This is a genomic window from Rhizobium sp. YAF28 (assembly GCF_052113285.1).
GTDB lineage: Bacteria > Pseudomonadota > Alphaproteobacteria > Rhizobiales > Rhizobiaceae > Rhizobium.
In genome coordinates this window covers 701765-717905 of sequence record NZ_JBFRCX010000001.1, presented here as the reverse complement: position 1 = coordinate 717905, position 16141 = coordinate 701765, and the positions used below count along the sequence as shown (strand labels likewise).

General features: G+C 61.6%; 15 protein-coding genes. 8 read left to right on the top strand and 7 right to left on the bottom strand.

Annotated elements, in window-relative coordinates:
* Positions 1 to 39: 39 nt before the first annotated feature.
* Positions 40 to 1206: a cysteine desulfurase family protein gene (locus tag AB4Z13_RS03715; protein WP_442205847.1), complete on the bottom strand. Its 1167-nt coding sequence runs from the start codon at positions 1204 to 1206 to the stop codon at positions 40 to 42.
* Between the two features lie 217 nt (positions 1207 to 1423).
* Between AB4Z13_RS03715 and AB4Z13_RS03710 the strand changes: the two genes are divergently transcribed.
* Complete coding sequence (locus AB4Z13_RS03710; RefSeq protein ID WP_113325620.1) at positions 1424 to 2101, top strand: alpha/beta hydrolase; 678 nt, start codon at positions 1424 to 1426, stop codon at positions 2099 to 2101.
* On the opposite strand, the gene AB4Z13_RS03705 is transcribed toward AB4Z13_RS03710, so the two are convergent.
* Together AB4Z13_RS03705 and AB4Z13_RS03700 are read right to left on the bottom strand one after the other, a co-directional pair.
* Positions 2094 to 2621 (bottom strand): GNAT family N-acetyltransferase, encoded by a 528-nt coding sequence (locus AB4Z13_RS03705; protein WP_442205846.1) that lies wholly within the window; start codon positions 2619 to 2621, stop codon positions 2094 to 2096. The genes AB4Z13_RS03710 and AB4Z13_RS03705 overlap by 8 nt on opposite strands.
* The gene (locus tag AB4Z13_RS03700; RefSeq protein ID WP_442205845.1) at positions 2618 to 3742 is read right to left on the bottom strand and encodes an anhydro-N-acetylmuramic acid kinase; all 1125 of its coding nucleotides are present in this window, start codon (positions 3740 to 3742) and stop codon (positions 2618 to 2620) included. The genes AB4Z13_RS03705 and AB4Z13_RS03700 overlap by 4 nt, the downstream gene beginning before the upstream one ends.
* Before the next feature lie 121 nt (positions 3743 to 3863).
* Between AB4Z13_RS03700 and tyrS the strand changes: the two genes are divergently transcribed.
* The gene (gene tyrS / locus AB4Z13_RS03695; protein WP_442205844.1) at positions 3864 to 5120 is read left to right on the top strand and encodes a tyrosine--tRNA ligase; all 1257 of its coding nucleotides are present in this window, start codon (positions 3864 to 3866) and stop codon (positions 5118 to 5120) included.
* A gap of 60 nt (positions 5121 to 5180) precedes the next feature.
* On the opposite strand, the gene AB4Z13_RS03690 is transcribed toward tyrS, so the two are convergent.
* Together AB4Z13_RS03690 and AB4Z13_RS03685 are read right to left on the bottom strand one after the other, a co-directional pair.
* On the bottom strand, positions 5181 to 5663 hold the full coding sequence (locus AB4Z13_RS03690) for a GNAT family N-acetyltransferase (protein WP_442205843.1): 483 nt from the start codon (positions 5661 to 5663) through the stop codon (positions 5181 to 5183).
* A 34-nt stretch (positions 5664 to 5697) separates the two neighbouring features.
* Positions 5698 to 9090 (bottom strand): hypothetical protein, encoded by a 3393-nt coding sequence (locus AB4Z13_RS03685; protein WP_442205842.1) that lies wholly within the window; start codon positions 9088 to 9090, stop codon positions 5698 to 5700.
* Positions 9091 to 9209: 119 nt separating this feature from the next.
* On the opposite strand from AB4Z13_RS03685, the gene AB4Z13_RS03680 reads away from it, so the two are divergent.
* The 5 genes from AB4Z13_RS03680 to AB4Z13_RS03660 all read left to right on the top strand — a co-directional run bounded on the left by AB4Z13_RS03680 (position 9210) and on the right by AB4Z13_RS03660 (position 14015).
* A complete protein-coding gene (locus AB4Z13_RS03680) occupies positions 9210 to 9683 on the top strand; it encodes a peroxiredoxin (RefSeq protein WP_439015082.1) in 474 nt (157 codons plus the stop codon).
* Complete coding sequence (locus AB4Z13_RS03675; protein WP_442205841.1) at positions 9680 to 10498, top strand: ferritin-like domain-containing protein; 819 nt, start codon at positions 9680 to 9682, stop codon at positions 10496 to 10498. Before AB4Z13_RS03680 ends, AB4Z13_RS03675 begins: the two co-directional genes overlap by 4 nt.
* Positions 10499 to 10604: 106 nt before the next feature.
* A complete protein-coding gene (locus tag AB4Z13_RS03670; RefSeq protein WP_442205840.1) occupies positions 10605 to 11927 on the top strand; it encodes a peptidoglycan DD-metalloendopeptidase family protein in 1323 nt (440 codons plus the stop codon).
* 98 nt (positions 11928 to 12025) lie between these two features.
* On the top strand, positions 12026 to 13585 hold the full coding sequence (locus AB4Z13_RS03665) for a DEAD/DEAH box helicase (protein ID WP_442205839.1): 1560 nt from the start codon (positions 12026 to 12028) through the stop codon (positions 13583 to 13585).
* 7 nt (positions 13586 to 13592) lie between these two features.
* Positions 13593 to 14015: an NUDIX domain-containing protein gene (locus AB4Z13_RS03660; RefSeq protein ID WP_113321787.1), complete on the top strand. Its 423-nt coding sequence runs from the start codon at positions 13593 to 13595 to the stop codon at positions 14013 to 14015.
* Here AB4Z13_RS03660 and AB4Z13_RS03655 read toward each other — a convergent pair whose 3' ends face one another.
* Together AB4Z13_RS03655 and AB4Z13_RS03650 are read right to left on the bottom strand one after the other, a co-directional pair.
* Entirely contained in the window at positions 14016 to 14333 is a 318-nt protein-coding gene (locus tag AB4Z13_RS03655) for a TfoX/Sxy family protein (protein WP_113321788.1), read from the bottom strand.
* A gap of 29 nt (positions 14334 to 14362) precedes the next feature.
* On the bottom strand, positions 14363 to 14857 hold the full coding sequence (locus AB4Z13_RS03650) for a flavin reductase family protein (protein WP_113185176.1): 495 nt from the start codon (positions 14855 to 14857) through the stop codon (positions 14363 to 14365).
* 172 nt (positions 14858 to 15029) lie between these two features.
* Between AB4Z13_RS03650 and AB4Z13_RS03645 the strand changes: the two genes are divergently transcribed.
* The gene (locus tag AB4Z13_RS03645; protein ID WP_442205838.1) at positions 15030 to 16112 is read left to right on the top strand and encodes an ABC transporter substrate-binding protein; all 1083 of its coding nucleotides are present in this window, start codon (positions 15030 to 15032) and stop codon (positions 16110 to 16112) included.
* Positions 16113 to 16141 lie beyond the last annotated feature (29 nt).

The window sequence follows — 16141 nt, the reverse complement described above, 5'->3', positions numbered from 1 at the left end:
GCAAGTAGAAATTTGCGTTTCCGCAAGTTTGTGAGGCGTTCAGGCCGCCTCGCCCGCCAGCTTTCGCCGGGAGGCAATCTTGGCGAAGGCTGCAATCGCCCTGTCCACGTCTTCTTTCGTCGTCGAAAAGCCGAGCGACATGCGCAGAGCCCCGAGCTTCGGATCACGGCCCATCGCCGTCAGAACATGGCTTTCGCCGACCCTGCCGGAGGAGCAGGCCGAACCCGCTGAAAGTGCCACACCTTCGAGATCGAAGGCGATCTGACCGGTCTCCGCCTTCATGCAGGGAAGCGTGAAGAAGATGGTATTGGCAACACGCGGGCCGCCGGCGCCGTGGATGATGACATCGGGCGCTGCAGCGCGCATGCCGGCTTCCAACCGGTCGCGGAGTGCTGCAATCGCAGCATTGCGTTCTTCAAGGTTCTGCAGCGCGACTTCCGCCGCAGCCCCGAAACCGATCAGCGCCAGAGAATTCTGTGTCCCTGACCGGTGACCCTTCTCCTGCCCACCGCCGCGGATCAGCGCCTTCGGCATCAGCGCTTCGCCGCGGGTGACGAGTGCGCCGGCGCCCTTCGGGCCGCCGATCTTGTGGGAGGAAATGATCATGAAATCCGCGCCGATCTGCCCGATCTCGATCGGCAGCCGGCCGGCCGCCTGCACCGCATCGACCACGAAGAGCCCGCCATGCGCGCGGACGATCTTCCCCGCCTCTTCAACCGGCTGGACGATGCCCGTCTCGTTGTTGACGAACATGATCGCCACCATGGGCAGGCCCGCCGTCTTGTCGTGAGCATCGAGCAGGTCGGAAAGCGCTTTCAGATCGACGACGCCGGCATCCGTCACCGGAATCTCGGTCGTCCTGTCCTTCGGGAAACGGCCACCTTCGCGGACTGCCAAATGCTCGACGGCGGAATGATAGAGACGACCGAGCTTCAGCGGCGTGCGGCCCATGCTGAATTCTGGTGTCAGCACCATGTTGGCCGCTTCGGTCGCACCACTGGTGAAGATCACATTGGCGGGGTCGGACCCCGTCAGCAGCGCAATCTTGCGGCGCGCGCTCTCGATGGCGGCGCGGGCGGCACGGCCCTCGCCATGCACGGAATTTGGATTGCCGAACACGTCTATGGCGCGCATGATCGCGTCACGCGCTGCAGGGTGCATCGGCGATGTTGCGTTCCAATCGAGATAAAGGCGTGGCGGCGCCATTGTCTTCGGTCCTGCGCTTGACGAGCTTGCTTCGGGCGCGGCGGTGCATTTTTCTTGAAATTTCCGCCGGGCTTGCCTTATGACACGTTCCACGCTGCGTGGATCGCCATGCAAGTTTCGAATTGTTCTAAACTGCGTTTTAGAAAAGCTGACAACTGTCGTCAAGTCATGTTGTCGCCAAACGTGGCGTGAACGCGAAATAAAACCCGGAGTACCGATGCCCGAAGTTATTTTCAACGGCCCAGCCGGCCGTCTCGAAGGCCGCTACCAGCCCTCCAAGGAAAAAAGCGCACCGATCGCCGTCATTCTGCACCCGCATCCGCAGTTTGGTGGCACGATGAACAACCAGATCGTCTACCAGCTCTTCTACATGTTCCAGAAGCGCGGTTTTACGACACTGCGCTTCAATTTCCGGGGCATCGGCCGCAGCCAGGGCGAATTCGACCATGGTGCGGGCGAGCTTTCGGATGCCGCCTCCGCGCTCGACTGGGTGCAGAGCCTGCATCCCGATTCGAAGACCTGTTGGGTCGCCGGCTACTCTTTCGGCTCCTGGATCGGCATGCAGCTTCTAATGCGCCGTCCGGAAATCGAAGGTTTCATGTCGATTGCCCCGCAGCCGAATACCTATGACTTCTCGTTCCTGGCGCCCTGCCCGTCCTCCGGCCTGATCATCAACGGCGAATCGGACAAGGTAGCCCCCGAAAAGGACGTCAACGGCCTCGTCGAGAAGCTCAAGACGCAGAAGGGCATTCTCATCACCCACCGCACCGTGCCTGGCGCCAACCACTTCTTCAACGGCCAGGTCGACACGCTGATGGCCGAGTGCGAGGATTATCTTGACCGCCGCCTGAACGGCGAACTGGTGCCGGAACCGGCAGCCAAGCGCATCAGGTAACGGCCTGCCGCATGGCGGCCGTCATCTCGAATTCCACGCCCTCAACACCTTCGATAAAGATCGGCCCGCGCTCTCGCATGCCGATCTTTTTTAATACGCGCTGCGAGGTGAGATTGTCGGGGTGTGTAAAAGCGATGAAATGCGGCGCAAGATCTCTCGCGAAGAACCAGTCGGCAAGGCTTGCTGCGATTTCCGTTGCATAGCCTTTGCCCCATTCTCGGGCGTAGAAAGCATAACCCATCTCATACTCGCCGGTGTGGTAGATCGAGATCCCGGCACGTCCGATGAAGTGGCCGTCCTGTCGGCTGACAATTTTGTATTTCGTCGTGCTGTCACGCGCCTGCTCGGCAAGATATGTTCGCAGCCGCTCCTCGCACTTTTCGCGTGACCAGGGCGCTCCGCCAGACATGTAGCGTGTCGTCTCGATTGTCGAATGCAGGTCGTGGATCAGGTCGGCATCGCCGTCTTCCCACATCCGAGCGACAAGGCGCGGCGTTTCGAAAATGACTTCCCCGCTCATCTGGCCGGCTCCGCCAGCACACCACCGCTTGCCGGCTGGTTGACACCCGTCGTGCCGGGATAGGTGAGCGGCAGTCCCTCCAGCGAGCGCACGGCCAGATAGGCCCAGGCTTCCGCCTCCATCGCATCTCCGTCGAAACCGGCCTCTTCTGCAGTGATGACACGAGAACCGGTCTTCTCGGCCATATCGGCAAACTCCGCCATGATTGTCCCATTCAGCCGTCCGCCGCCGCAGACGATGTAGACCGAAGGGCTCTCGGGCAGATAGGAGGCGCATTTGACGATCGAGGCGGCAGCTACATGCGCAAGCGTGCGCGCGCCATCCTCCAGGCTCGCCTCGCCATCTGCCAGCGGATTGAAATCGCCACGGTCGAGCGAGCGCCGGATATTGCCCTTGAAGAACGGGCTGCCGAGATAACGGGCGGCAATATCGGGCACCACCTGTCCGCGCCCGGCGATCTCGCCGCCGGGGTCGTAGGTCTTGCCGGTCTGCATCTCCACCCACTGGTCGATCAGCGTATTGCCGGGGCCACTGTCGAAGGCGGCAATGCGGCCCTCCGCGCCGATATAGGTGAGGTTCGAAATGCCACCGATATTGACGAAGCAGACGGCCTGCCCTTCCTTCTGAAACCGGCCGGCAAGGGCGGCGTGATAGGCCGGCACCAGCGGTGCGCCCTGCCCGCCATGCACCATGTCATTGGCGCGCATATCATAGACAACGGGAATGCCTGATCGTTCGGCCAGAAGCTGCCCGTCGCCGATCTGGATCGTCAGCGCGTCGTCCGGCCGGTGCAGCACGGTCTGGCCGTGAAAGCCGAGCACATCGACATCACCGCTGCTAAGGCCAAATTTACCGAGAAATGCCGTAACGGCATCTGCATGACGTTCGGTCAGTTCGATTTCTATTTCACGCAGTTCGTGCGGCCGCGCAGTGCGATCGGTCAGCGGCCGGGCCAAATCCAGCGCGCGCTTCAGCCTCTCGCGAAAACCGCCGTCATAGGCCACCCCCAGGAACGGTCCGCGCTCGATGAAGCCTCGCCCGTCCGTCCGCAGAAGCGCCACATCGATGCCGTCCATCGAGGTGCCGCTCATCAAGCCGATCGCAGTCCTGACGATATCCATTGCGCCGCGAGCCTTTCATGCGATTCCCGGATGCACTTTTGGAAAAACAGTGCTAAACGCGCCGCGACGGTTCAACAAGCGTCAATCCCAAATCCCGTTCGACGTTCAAGAGACGAAGCCCATGTCCGAGTTCAAGTCCGATTTCCTCCGCACGCTGCAAGAGCGCGGCTTCATTCATCAGATTTCCGATGAAAGCGGCCTCGACGATCTCTTCGCCAAGGAAACCGTGACGGCCTATATCGGCTTCGATCCGACCGCACCCAGCCTGCACGCCGGATCGCTGATCCAGATCATGATGCTGCACTGGATGCAGAAGACCGGCCATCGCGCCATCTCGCTGATGGGCGGCGGCACCGGCATGGTCGGCGACCCCTCCTTCAAGGAGGAAGCCCGCCAGCTGATGACCGTCGATACGATCGAAGGCAACATCGCCTCCATCAAGCGCGTCTTCTCGAACTACCTGAACTACGGCGACGGTCCGAAGGACGCGCTGATGATCAACAATGCCGAATGGCTGCGCTCGCTGAACTATCTCGAGTTCCTGCGCGATGTCGGCAAGCATTTCTCGGTCAACCGCATGCTGTCCTTCGACAGCGTCAAGACGCGCCTCGACCGTGAGCAGTCGCTGTCCTTCCTGGAATTCAACTACATGATCCTCCAGGCCTATGACTTCGTCGAGCTTGCCAAGCGCTACGACTGCCGCCTGCAGATGGGCGGCTCGGACCAGTGGGGCAACATCGTCAACGGCATCGACCTCGGTCACCGCATGGGGACGAAGCAGCTCTACGCGCTGACCTCGCCGCTGCTGACCACCTCGTCGGGTGCCAAGATGGGCAAGTCGGCGACCGGTGCCATCTGGCTGAATGCCGACATGCTCTCGGCCTATGATTTCTGGCAGTACTGGCGCAACACTGAGGATGCGGACGTTTCTCGCTTCCTGAAACTCTACACCACCTTGCCGATGGACGAGATCGCCCGCCTCTCGGCACTTGCCGGTTCCGAGATCAACGAGGTCAAGAAGATCCTGGCGACCGAGGTCACCGCGATCCTGCATGGCCGCGAAGCAGCCGAACAGGCAGCCGAGACGGCCCGCAAGACGTTTGAGGAAGGCGGTCTCTCCGACAACCTGCCGTCTGTCGAGGTTCCGGCCTCCGAGCTCGACGCCGGCATCGGCCTCCTGTCGCTGATTGTCCGCGCCGGTCTTGCCGCCTCGAACGGCGAAGCCCGCCGTCACGTCCAGGGCGGCGCCGTGCGCATCAACGACCAGGCTGTCAGCGACGAGCGCAAGATGATCGGCAGCGGCGAAATCACCGCCGATGGCGTCATCAAGCTGTCGCTCGGCAAGAAGAAGCACATCCTGATCCGCCGCGCAGCGTAAACCGCGCCAGCGATGCCAAGAGAAAAGCCGGCCTTCCCGCCGGCTTTTTCTTTGCCTGTTTCAGGATAATGGCGGGGAAAACTTCTCCATCACGAAATTGTCGAGCTTCTGCCCGCGCTTTTCGACGGTCTGTTGCGTGACCACAACGAACCCCTTGCGCTCGAAGAATGGTCGCGCCGTCAGGCTCGCATGCGTGTAGATCCGCTCCATGCCTGATGCCAGCGTCTCCTGCTCGACGCGCGCCAGCAGCCGGCTCGCCACGCCGAGCCCCTGAAATTCGGGATGCACGAACATCATGTCCAGGCAGCCATCGGCGATGAGATCGGAGAAGCCGACCGGCTTGCCGTCAATGTCAGCTATCCAGGCCGGGCGGCTTATCCGGCGCTCGGCCCACTTGGCGGGATCTTCCACCTGCGCCCAGGCATTGATCTGCGCAGGCGAATAATCGCGCGACGAGACTTCGCGGATGGCGCGCAGGAAGATCTCGATCGTCGCGTCGCTATCCCCGGGCGTATAAGGCCGGATCAGGATGGAGTTCTGCACCGATAACCCCCAGCGATTTACTGGAACTAGCGATTTACTGGAATTCGAAGATCTGGCGGAAGACGCCGGGCGCGATCACCGAGAGCGGGTTGATCTGCAGGTTCGGCTGATCGAACTTGCCTGTCAGCTTGAAGGTGATGCCGATCAGGCCTCGGTCTGAACCATTGCCGAGGATGACGCCGATCAGCGGCAGCTCGGCAAACAGCCGGTTGAGGCCATAGGCCGGCATGAAGGTGCCGGTCATGTCCATGTTGCCCTTCGCATTGCGCACCACGCCCTGGAAGGTGGCGCCGATCTGGTCGCCGCGCAGGACGCCGTTTTCGATGGAGATTGCCCCGCCGCGCGAAACCACACGGGCAAAGCCGCGCTGGAAGCGCTGCGAGGAGGTATCGATATCGCGTTTGACGGCTTCGTTCAGCGTGCGCTGGTCTGAACCGACAGGTGTGGAAACGATCGAGCGCAGGCGCTGCTCGTTGACGATCGAGAAGCGGCGCACGTCGAGCGAGCCATCCCAGCCGCCGCCCGCATTGAGACGGATAGCCAGATTGAGAAGCCCGCCCTGCATATGCTGGTAAAGATCGGCAAAGCGCGAGACGGAGCCGGCATCGCCGCTGGTAATGTTGATGACACCGCCGCCCTGCATCTGACTGACGACCGCCTCACCGCTATCCGTGATGCCGGAGAAATTCAGCGATTGCAGCCGGCTGCCACTCATGGCGATCTGCGCTTGGAAATTACCGATCTTCTCGTCATTGAAGCCGATGATGTTCTGCAGCTTCGCCCGCACGCTCACGCTGCTGTTGTCGCTGCCGTCGCCATCGCTGTCCGAATCCGATTTCAGCCGGGCGATGATCGGTCGCGCATCGGCGCTGGCGCCGGATACGGAAATATCGAAGCCGCCTTTGCTGCGCTTCAGCGACAACCCGAAATCATCGAGGGAAGACAGTTTCACGCTATCGAAATCCGCCGATATCAGGCCGCTTTTGCCGATGGTGAGCGCCCCGGTCGCCCCGAAGCCATCCCCCTTCAGACGGAAATTCTTGACCTGCGTATTATCGGGCGGGCCGGAAACCTCGAATTCGGCATTGGCGGGAATACCAGTGCCCTTCGACCAGCCGATCCAGGGGAGGTCGAGCGATGCCTTGCCGAGATCGAGCTGCACGTCCTGCCGGTCTTCGTCGAGGCGCGTCAGTACCAGCTTGACGCTGCCGCCGAGGATGCCGGACAGGCCGGGCAGCAGCCTGTCGCGCTGATCGCCGTTTAGCGTTGCCGTGATCACGCGCTGCGGCTCGATGCCAGAAGATTTGTCGACGGGCTCCAGCATATCGATATCGGCGGAGACGCCATCGATGTCGGCCTTGCCCTTGACCTTCACCTGCTGCGGATCGGCATCGAGTGTGCCGTCGAGATTGGTGATGACACGCCCCGAGAACGGCTTGGCAAGCGCGACATCGGTGAGCTTCATCTGCGCCTCCCATTCGGGAGGCGGCGGGTTCTGCGAGGACAGAAGTCCGAAATGCGCCTGCACATGGGCGTCGATAGTGCCCTTAAGGTCGTCGGGCACAAAGCCTGCGCGCTGCAACACCTTGATCGGCTTGTAGGTCAGAAGCTCGCCCACCGCATCCGCCGAGCCTGAAACGGAAATGTCAGCATCTGCCATCAGCGGCTTGTCATAGACTGATGGCATCACGAAGGTGCCCGGCTGCACCGCCACCGAACGCCCGGATGGGAAATAGGAGGTGCCGCTCTTGAGTGAGATCGTAGCCTTTCCGCCCGTCAGGTCGAAATGCGCCGCAGTATCGCGCACAGGCGGGATCTCGCCGGCGACATTCAAGCGCGTACCGTCGATGTCGAAGGCGATGCGGAGCTGGTTTTCGTCGAGCCGCAGGCCCCGTCCTCCTGCCGCCTCATCCAGACGCCCTGGCGGAATGTAGACGGAAATGGAAGCATCGGTCACTACGCCGCCGAAGAGGTTTCCCAGCACCCAGACCCGCGCTTTGGACGCCATCCAGAAAGGCCAGAGCTGCTTGACCGCCGTCGTCTGCATCTGCTGCGACTGGCCGGCAAAACTGATCTCCGGTGATTTCTCGTTCAGCCGGATGTGCAGCGCCCCATAGAGGGAGCCGAGCGGCGAGGAAGCCACCATATTCGTGAACTGGAATTCGCGGCCGGCGACGAGATAGCGTCCGGTCGCCTGCAGATCGAAGGACAGCGGCTGCTCGCCGGAATTGGGTGCGGCCGTGCCGCCGCTGATCAGCGCGTCGATGCCGAACCCCTTGCCCGCATTCGGATCGAGCTTGTCGAGGTCGATCAGTGCGCCGCTGATCGGCAGAATGGTCGCGCCGAGATGCAGCTGCGATTTGGCGATCTCCAGCGTCTGCTTGTCGAAGTCATAGGCCAGATTGAGTTGCCCGTCCGTCAGCTCCTGAGAATCGCCGTCGACGTAGATGAGGCCTGGATCGAATTTGAGAGCCGCATTGAGCGATGGCTTGACGCCGTCGGCAGCTCTGACTGCGGAAATGGTGAGATCGCCGAAGGTATTGAGGCCCTGGCGGATCTCGCCCTGTTCGTTGCGCTTCAGTGTAAAGGGCGTCAGGTCGGCATGCGACAATGTGGCCACGAGCCGGGATGCGTGCCCGCCCGCCTGTTCGGTGATCACATTGAGGTCGGCCGCCTCGCCGTTGATGGAAATCTGGCCGCTCAATTGCAGCGAGTTCGGCCCGGCATGTTCAAAGGCGAGACTGTCGACGACGAGCGAAAGCGGCCCATTTGCCGTATCCGCGAGCTTGATATCGATGCCGGAGATGCGCACGGAGTCGGTGGCGCCGCGCTCGACGAAGTTTTCGAACAGGTCGAGATGCGAGAAGATCGTCTCCATTGCCGCTGGAATGGCATCGACGCGCAGGTCGTCAAGCTTGATGGGAGCGCTTGATGGAAGCAGCGACGTATCAAGGGCAATGCCGTCAGCTTCGACCGATGATACGGCGATGCGGCCGCGGAAGAGCTGCAGCGGATCGAGCGCCATGCGCATGGAGGATGTGGTGGAAAGATGCTGGCCGCTCTGCTGGTCGATCATGTTGACGTCGCGCGCTTCGAGCGCCAGCCGCAGGCCGGAGGTGAAGCGGATGACGGTGGAGCCGACCTCGGCGCGGTAGCGCGGCCCCAGCGCGCTGTTCAGCGCCGACTGCGCCTGCTGCGACAGCGGCGCGTCGATAATCCCGCTTTCGATGGTGAAGACGATCGCCGCCAGGATGAACAGGATCACCACGCAAAAGCCGCCGGTGACCTTTGCGGTGCCACGCATGCGCGAGCGCGGCGGCGGGCAATGCACGATCAGAGGATCCTCCACTTGCGCGGAAGGCAGGTTGTGCAACGCGACGATATCCTTCTTGCGAAACGTGACTTTTTCGCCGCGGATGGCTGACATGCGCCTTGGGAAACTCCTGAATCTGATTTGAACGGCTCTGGGCGGGACGCCGTTTCATCCACTATATAACCCGTCTGATATAGTATCCCTCCTAAACCCGGCAAAAGAAAGTTTTGAGAATGTCCGCTCCCGGTATTGGCTCTCCTGCTCCCGATTTCAGCCTCCCGCGCGATGGCGGCGGGCGCATTTCACTCTCGGATTTCCATGGAAAGCCGGTGGTTCTGTTCTTCTATCCCAAGGATGACACGACGGGCTGCACGACCGAATCGCTGGATTTCACGGCACTTGCCGGTGAGTTTGCAGCCGCCGGTGCCGCCGTCGTCGGAATGTCGCCCGATTCGGCCACCTGCCACGACCGCTTCATCAAGAAACACAAGCTGACGGTGGCACTCGCCTCGGACGAAGAGAAGACCGTGCTGCAGGCCTACGGTGTCTGGAAGGAAAAGAAGATGTACGGCCGCACCTTTATGGGCGTCGAGCGCACCACCTTCCTGATCCGCAGGGACGGCACGATTGCCACCATCTGGCAGAAGGTGAAGGTTGCCGGTCATGCCGAAACGGTGCTGGCAGCCGTCAGGAACCTCGCTGCGTGACGACCATCACCTCGCTGCGCGGCGGCGCGATCGATGCGATCCGCTCCGCCGATCTCGATCGCAAGACGGGGCTCGCGCAGGAAAGCGCTACCAGATGGTTCGCCCGGCGCATCTCGCTGCGCTCGCCGCTGGATGCTCCCTTGCCCGAGCGTCCCGGCCGGCCGGAAAAGCCGCTGCTGGTGCCGCCGACACAGGTCGGAAAACGATCGCTCCATACCGTTCATGGCCGCATCGCCCTGCTCCACGCGATCGCCCATATCGAGCTCAATGCCGTCGATCTCGCGCTCGACATCGTTGCCCGATTTGCCTCGGCGCATGTACCGAATTCCTTCTTCGACGGCTGGATGCAGGTGGCCTACGAAGAGGCCAAGCACTTCCGCATGGTGCGCAAGCGGCTCAATGATCTCGGCGCCGATTATGGTGATCTGCCCGCCCATGACGGCCTCTGGCAGGCGGCGCATTCGACCCGCAACGACCTCACAGCCCGGCTTGCCGTCGTGCCGCTCATTCTCGAAGCGCGCGGCCTCGATGTTACACCTGCGCTGCAGGCCAAGATGCGCGAGACCGGCGACCTCGAAAGTGCTGCCGTTCTCGACGTCATCTACAACGACGAGAAGGGCCATGTCGCCGTCGGCGCCAAGTGGTTTCGCTTCCTCTGCGCCCGCGAAAAGCGTGATCCTGCAAGGACGTTTCAGGAGCTGGTGCGCGCCAATTTCCGCGGTCCGCTGAAGGCGCCGTTCAACGATGTGGCCCGCGCCGAAGCCGGCCTGACCCCCTCCTTCTACCGCGCGCTCACCTCGACCAGCCAGAGTTGAGCGGCAAGCTCCAATAGGCCTGTGTAAACCGACTGTTAACCATAAAAGTATGTAATCATTTCCCAATGAGGCTGGGCGCTAAAAGCGAATCTTTGGGAGACCCTTCGTGACGAACGGACATCACAGTCGGGTCTTCGGCAAGAAGGCACAGGAACACGTCCTCATTCTTGCCAGTGGCGACAAGGTGCGTCACATGACGGTAAAGCCATGGATGGCGGCGCTAGCCTTCTGCTTCGTCGGCGTCTTTTCCATCGGCTATCTGCTCGCCACCTCCTACCTCGTGCTGCGCGACGATCTGATCGGCGCGACCATGGCCCGCCAGGCCCGCATGCAGCATGACTATGAGGATCGCATCGCCGCGCTGCGCGCCCAGGTCGACCGCATCACCTCTCGCCAGCTTCTCGATCAGCAGGTGGTCGAGGACAAGGTCGACAAGCTGATGGAACAGCAGATGGCGCTGACCTCGCGCCACGGCAAGCTCGATAACCTGCTCGATCGCGCCGAAAGCTCTGGGCTGACTGGCAAGAATGCGTCTGCCGCGGATGTGCCGGCGCAATCCTATGCGCCCGAGATCAAGGACAAACGCGCTTCGCTGACCGGCGGCGCACAGGCGATCGAAAAGATGCTGGCAGGCGACAACAAGCCGGCCGACGCCGAAACCCCCGACAATTCCACCCTTGCCTATGTTCCCGCTGAAGAAACCGTCGGCGATCGCGCCGACCGCATCTTTTCGAAGGTCACGCTCTCGCTGAAGACCGTCGAGCAGGACCAGAAGAACCGCATCGACCAGCTGACGAGCGACGCCGGCAACGCCGCCAATACGATTGAAGGCGTGCTCGACCGCTTTCATATCGCCGTTCCGGCTGAGACGATCGCCGCCAAGGAAGAAGAGGACAGCGCCGTTGGTGGTCCTTACGTCGAGCCCGAAAGCAACGACGATTTCAACAATTCGCTGGTGCAGCTCGATGGCGCGCTGACGCGTCTGGAAACGGTGCGCAGCACCGCCGAATCCCTGCCCTTCCGCAATCCGGCCATCGGCAAGGAAGTCACCAGCCCCTTCGGCAACCGGCGCGATCCCTTCCTCGGCCGGCTTGCTCTGCATTCCGGCATCGACTTCCGTTTCTCGCCGGGTGAAAGGATCCGCCCCACCGCGCCCGGCAAGGTGACCGCCGCCGGCTGGACCGGCGGTTATGGCAACATGGTCGAGGTCGATCACGGCAATGGCATTTCGACGCGCTACGGCCATATGTCGGAAATTCTGGTCAAGGTCGGCGACACGGTCGATCGCAACAATGTCATTGGCCTGGCCGGCAGCACCGGCCGCTCCACCGGTACGCACCTGCATTATGAGGTGCGTCAGGATGGACATGCCGTCGATCCGATCTATTTCATGAATGCCGGCCTTAAACTTGCCACTTATATAAAATAGCCGGACCGCAGTAACGAACGCTTCACCTCGCTCCTGGGGTGGAGCCGCTATTCCTTGACTTGCCGGCCGTTTAGGACTATGTCGCCCACCATTGCGGCATGCAATCCTGCCGACTCGCCAGAGACCGGCCGAACGGAACGGAAACAGTTTTCCCTTTGACGACATTTGCTGAACTTGGTTTGAGCCCCAAAGTGCTCTCCGCTGTTACTGATGCGGGCTACACCATCCCCACTCCCATTCAGGCCGGGGCAATTCCCTTCGCGCTTGAGCGCCGAGATATCTGCGGCATCGCACAGACCGGCACCGGCAAGACGGCATCCTTCGTTCTTCCTATGCTGTCGCTTCTGGAAAAGGGCCGCGCCCGCGCCCGCATGCCCCGCACGCTGATCCTGGAACCGACCCGCGAACTGGCCGCCCAGGTTGCCGAGAATTTTGAAAAATACGGCAAGAACCACCGCCTCAACGTCGCCCTCCTCATCGGCGGCGTTTCCTTTGAAGATCAGGATCGCAAGCTCGAGCGCGGCGCAGATGTTCTGATCTGCACCCCCGGCCGCCTTCTCGACCATTTCGAGCGCGGCAAGCTGCTGATGAGCGGCGTCGAAATCCTCGTCATCGACGAAGCCGACCGCATGCTCGACATGGGCTTCATCCCCGATATCGAGCGCATTGCCAAGCTGATCCCCTTCACCCGCCAGACGCTGTTCTTCTCGGCCACCATGCCGCCGGAGATCCAGAAGCTCGCGGATCGCTTCCTGCAGAACCCGGAGCGGATCGAAGTCTCCAAGCCGGCCTCGGCGTCGGTCACCATCACGCAGCGTTTCGTCGCCTCTCACGACAAGGATTACGAGAAGCGCGCCACATTGCGTGACCTCATCCGCGCTCAGACCGATCTGAAGAACGCGATCATCTTCTGCAACCGCAAGAAGGATGTCGCCGATCTCTTCCGTTCGCTGGAGCGTCACGGCTTCTCGGTCGGCGCCCTGCACGGCGACATGGACCAGCGCTCGCGCATGGCCATGCTTGCCAACTTCAAGGACGGCAACATCCAGTTGCTCGTCGCCTCCGACGTCGCAGCCCGCGGCCTCGATATTCCCGATGTCAGTCACGTCTTCAATTTCGACGTGCCGATCCATTCGGAAGACTACGTTCACCGTATCGGCCGCACCGGCCGCGCCGGTCGCTCCGGTGCTTCCTTCACCATCGTCACCCGCCGCGACCAGAAACATGCCGACGCGATCGAAAAGCTGATCGGCGAAAAGGTCGAATGGCAGAGCGGCGATCTCTCCTCTCTGCCCCCGGCCGAAGAAAGCCGCGACAGCGATCGCTCTCCCCGCCGCGCAAAGACTCGCGAGCGGGATAAGGATCGTGGCCGTGACCGCCGGTCTGCGAGTCATAAATCTGATATCAACGCCGAAGATAATGGCGTTGAAGTCGTGGAAGCAGCACCAGCAAGACCAGCAAGGGCCGAAACCGTGAAGAACGAGCGCAAAGCAGAACCGAAGCCACAGAACAACGCGCGCAACGGTCGGCAATATCCGGCGAATGATGACAATCGCGAGCGCCGCCGCCATCGCGACCATGACGACGGCCCGACGCCGGTCGGATTCGGTGACGATATCCCCGCTTTCATGCTGATCGCTGGCAACGCCAAGGTCTGATTGCCCGATGGGCAAGCCCGGCATCGATTTCCCAGGCTTCGGTGTAGGCCTGGTGATTTTGCGCGACGGCAAAATCCTCCTCTACAAACGCGTGCGTCCGCCTGAAGCCGGCTACTGGAATATCGTCGGCGGTAAGGTCGACCATATGGAGCCGGCTGAGGAAGCCGCGCGTCGCGAGGCGGAAGAAGAAACGGGACTGACCATCGGCCGCGTCGAGCGGATCGGCTTGACCGAACAGATCATCGAGGCCGACCGCCAGCACTGGATTTCCCTTCTCTATATCGCCCGCGATGTGGCGGGCGAGCCGCAGCTCACCGAACCCGACAAGCTCTCGGATTTCGGCTGGTTTGGCCTTGCCGACCTGCCTGAGCCGCTGTCGGCTTTCACCAGGGTCGCGATATCAGCTCTTCCAGCTGGCGAGTTGCGCTGATCATTCAGCCCGCAGCGCCGCTTCATAGGCAAGCCGCACCCAGCGCGCCATGACATCGGGATCGTCATAGGCCTCGTCGGGGATGCTCCAATAGGGCATCTTCACCGGAGTTCCCTTCTTGCCCTCGTAGAACCATTGGCTGGCGCCCGCCGCGGCAAATTCCGGTGCGCTCTCTTCATCGGCCTTCAGCAGGATTTCGTCGCGCACCTCGAGCGCCAGGATGCGGCCGAGATGGTAGATGCCCTTGCCGCCGAACATGCGCTTGATGGTGACAGGCCCAAGCGACTGAAACATTTCATCGATGCCGGCATTGTCCATGGCCTGTCCTCTTTCCTGCGCAGCCGAGCCTATATCGTGTGATAACCGCGGTTCAAATAAAGAAGCGCCGGGTGGATCTCGGTGAAGCGAACGGCAGCGACTTCGCCGAAGATGACGTTATGGGTCGGCATTTCCTTGATGTCGGTCACCCGGCAGTCGAAGACGGCAAGCGCATCGGCAAGCACGGGCGCGCCCGTTGCCAGCGTTTCGAAGCGGGCGCTCAAGAAACGATCTCCGTTTTCCAGATGCGTGCGGCCTGAAAAGGCATCGGCAACGCCCTGATGATGGGCGCCGAGCGAGTTCAGCGCGAAGATGCCGCTTCGCCAGAAGATCTCGTTCTTCGCATTGGTGTTGCTGAGGCAGACGAGAACGGAAGCCGGATTGTCGGACACCGAGCAGGCAGCCGTGATGGTGACGCCACGGCGGGCTTCACCGAGCGCCGTCGTCACGAGCTGCACATGGCCGGCATAGCGGCTCATGGCATCGCGATAGAGGCCGGGATCGATATGCTGCCTGTTCAACACATGCTTCTCCACAATCAGTGTCTTGTTTTTATTATTTCACCAATATGGCGGGCATCGGTTACCTTTTCTACAATGGCACCCTCTAAAAGCTGCAGAACACGCTTGTTTTTCTTTGACGATTGCCGCCGTGCGGATAAAAGGGCATGGACAAGACGAGAGACCTGCACCTTTCATGATGACCCTGCGTGTCATAGCCGCCCTTCTGTCGCTCATGGCGTTGACGGCCGAAGGCCGCGCGGCCGGCGTGACGATCGGCGTCGTGGCGCCGCAAGAGGGCACTTTCGCCTCGCTCGGCGCACAGATTTCCGCCGGCGCGAATTTTGAGATCCAGCGGGCGGGCAATACGGTCGTTCCTGTCAATGAGACCTGCCAGGACAATAGCGGCCAGGCGATCGCCGATGCGCTGATCGCTGCAAAAGTCCAGATCGCCATCGGCTTCCTCTGCAGCGAGACGCTGGAAGGCGCCCTGCCGAAGCTGAAGGACGCCAATATTCCCGTCATCACCGTGTCGGTACGCTCGCGCATCCTGATGGAGGATTCGCTGAAGAACGGCTGGCCCCTCTTCCGCCTCGGTCCGCAGGATAGTGATGAAGCCGCCAGGGTCATCCAGATCATCCTGCAGCAATGGACGGCGTCTCCGATCGCCCTCATCGAGGACGGCACGATCCATGGCCGCGAACTGACGGAAGCCGTGCGCAACGCACTGGAAGAAAATGGCCTGAAGCCTGTTTTCACCGACACCTACCGGCCGGGACAGGAACAACAGATCGGCCTCGTGCGCCGCCTGAAGCGGGCCGGCGCCACCAAGGTCTTCATCGGCGGTGACAGGAACGATGTCGCCATCATCGCCCGGGACGCCAAGGCTGAAAATATCCCGCTCGATATTCTGAGCGGCGACGCGATGCGGGCTGCAAACCAGCCGCTGGCGCTGGCTGATGGCGTAGGCGCCGTTGCCATTCCCGAATATGCGCTTCTGCCTGATGCGGCTGCGACCGTCGAGGCCTTGCGCGCAGCCGGAACCGAACCGGAAGGTTATGTTCTGCCGGCAGCCGCAGCCGCGCTGATTGCCGATCAGGCCGTCCAGGCAGCGGTGGCCGAAGGCAAGCCGGTGGCCGAAAAACTGATCGGAACGCAGTTCAATACGCCGATCGGCCCGGTCATCTTCACGCCGGCCCACGAACTGTCGCAAAATCCCTATCGTCTTCTCGAATGGCGCGGCGACACTTTCGTCCCGCCGGCCGATGGGACAGATTGACCTATTGAAATTTGCCGTGAGGCGCTCGC

Bases quoted from the DNA above. Each gene is read 5' to 3' on its own strand.
- AB4Z13_RS03685 (WP_442205842.1), bottom strand. From the start codon at position 9,090: ATGTCAGCCATCCGCGGCGAAAAAGTCACGTTTCGCAAGAAGGATATC.
- AB4Z13_RS03645 (WP_442205838.1), top strand. From the start codon at position 15,030: ATGATGACCCTGCGTGTCATAGCCGCCCTTCTGTCGCTCATGGCGTTG.
- AB4Z13_RS03705 (WP_442205846.1), bottom strand. From the start codon at position 2,621: ATGAGCGGGGAAGTCATTTTCGAAACGCCGCGCCTTGTCGCTCGGATG.
- tyrS (WP_442205844.1), top strand. From the start codon at position 3,864: ATGTCCGAGTTCAAGTCCGATTTCCTCCGCACGCTGCAAGAGCGCGGC.
- AB4Z13_RS03710 (WP_113325620.1), top strand. From the start codon at position 1,424: ATGCCCGAAGTTATTTTCAACGGCCCAGCCGGCCGTCTCGAAGGCCGC.
- AB4Z13_RS03715 (WP_442205847.1), bottom strand. From the start codon at position 1,206: ATGGCGCCGCCACGCCTTTATCTCGATTGGAACGCAACATCGCCGATG.
- AB4Z13_RS03665 (WP_442205839.1), top strand. From the start codon at position 12,026: ATGCAATCCTGCCGACTCGCCAGAGACCGGCCGAACGGAACGGAAACA.
- AB4Z13_RS03655 (WP_113321788.1), bottom strand. From the start codon at position 14,333: ATGGACAATGCCGGCATCGATGAAATGTTTCAGTCGCTTGGGCCTGTC.
- AB4Z13_RS03700 (WP_442205845.1), bottom strand. From the start codon at position 3,742: ATGGATATCGTCAGGACTGCGATCGGCTTGATGAGCGGCACCTCGATG.
- AB4Z13_RS03660 (WP_113321787.1), top strand. From the start codon at position 13,593: ATGGGCAAGCCCGGCATCGATTTCCCAGGCTTCGGTGTAGGCCTGGTG.
- AB4Z13_RS03680 (WP_439015082.1), top strand. From the start codon at position 9,210: ATGTCCGCTCCCGGTATTGGCTCTCCTGCTCCCGATTTCAGCCTCCCG.